Below are 1,444 nucleotides of genomic sequence, written 5' to 3'. Positions count from 1 at the left end.
GCAGCCTAATGTTTGAGTCAAGCAGCATTTTTGAAGTTTGTCGCGTAGGGCGTCCGGTTGCTGACGATGGCCCAAAGGACATTCACGCGGCGTCTTGCGAGAGCGATGACGGCTTGGTGGTGGCGCTTTCCCTCGGCTCGTTTGCGGTCGTAGAACGCGCGGCTGTCGGGGTTTGCAAGCGAGGTGAAGGCTGCCTGGTAGAAGACCCGTTTGAGGGCCTTGTCGCCGCTATAGGCGCGCCGGGTGGCGCGGGACTTTCCGGACTGGCGCAGGACGGGAGCGAGGCCTGCGGCAGCGGCCAGCGCATTGGCGTTGCGGAACCGTCCGACATTTCCGGCCAGCGCGATGAACTCTGCCGTGAGCACGGCCCCCATTCCCGGCAGGCTCTGAATGAGGGCCCCATCAGGGTGGCGGTCAAGGAGGGCTTTCAAGTCCTTGTCGATTGCAGCAATCCGCACCTTGGCAGCCAACGCTTCTTCGGCGAGTTCCTTGACCAGACGAGTACGCATTGCGGCTCCGGGAATGTCGATCATCTGCTCGCGAGCGGCGGCAACTGCTGCGGCGGCAATGGCCTGGACATTGCGTATGGTGGAAGAGACCCTGTTGAGCTTTTGGACGATCTTCCTTTCGCCGGCGACGCGGATTTCTTCCGGGTTTGCGAACTGGGTCAAGAAGACAAGGCCGGTCTTCGTGGTTGGGTCGACCAGCCGCTCAAGTGCCGGAAAGAGCGCCCCCAGCATGTCGCGTATGCGGGCGGCGCGGCGTGTCTGGTCGGCGACGAGGTCCTTGCGTCGCGAAACGAGCAGACGGATATCGGCGTCGATCTCGCTGACCGGCTCGACTGTCCGCAGGTCCGGGCGCGTTCGTGCCAACTCGGCGATAACGGCGGCATCCTTCGGGTCGGACTTGGTCTCTCCGCTGCGTATGCCCTGTCGTGCCCTGTTGACGGCGAGACCGGGCGTGTGGACGAGCCGGAAGCCTGCTTCGCCGATCATGGCGCAGACAAGCGATGCCATGCCGCCGAGCATGTCGAGCGCAACGGTAACGTGGTTCGCGCCCAAGGCTTCGATCCGCTCGATGAGACCGGTGATTGCGGGCGGATCGTTGTCGATGGCCATCGAGAAGATGACATTGGCATCGCGGTCGATGGCGCAGGCCCAATGGGTCTGCTTGGCAATGTCGATACCGATGAACAGTTGCATGGGCACCTCCCGGGTTCCGGTTGTCCTCGGCAGCCCGGTATCGCCGTCGTCGCCTTACATAGCGATGGGTCGCACAGCCTAATCAGCGGTCGAACAGGGCGCCGGGAGCGGGTGGATATGCCACCTGAGCCATCAAGGGCGGCCAGCATGATGTCCATGCCCGCTCCCCTGCCGATCCGCGATCATCGCATCAAGCAAAGCTCCGGAAAAGCAGGCGCTAATGCGCTCTTGAAAGGTAAGGC

The 1,444-nt window shown here is 63.0% G+C and carries 1 protein-coding gene; it reads right to left on the bottom strand.

All coding sequences use genetic code 11. The annotated features are described in order from the left end of the window. Window positions 1-17: 17 nt before the first annotated feature. Window positions 18-1,202, bottom strand: coding sequence for an IS110 family transposase (locus tag RBB34_RS19795; RefSeq protein ID WP_306120967.1), 1,185 nt, complete (start codon window positions 1,200-1,202; stop codon window positions 18-20). Window positions 1,203-1,444 lie beyond the last annotated feature (242 nt).

This window comes from Roseitalea sp. MMSF_3546 (assembly GCF_030732865.1).
In the GTDB taxonomy this organism is placed as follows: Bacteria; Pseudomonadota; Alphaproteobacteria; order Rhizobiales; family Rhizobiaceae; genus Roseitalea.
Note: the sequence above shows the minus strand (reverse complement) of the source record. Positions and strands in the feature narration are given on the sequence as shown.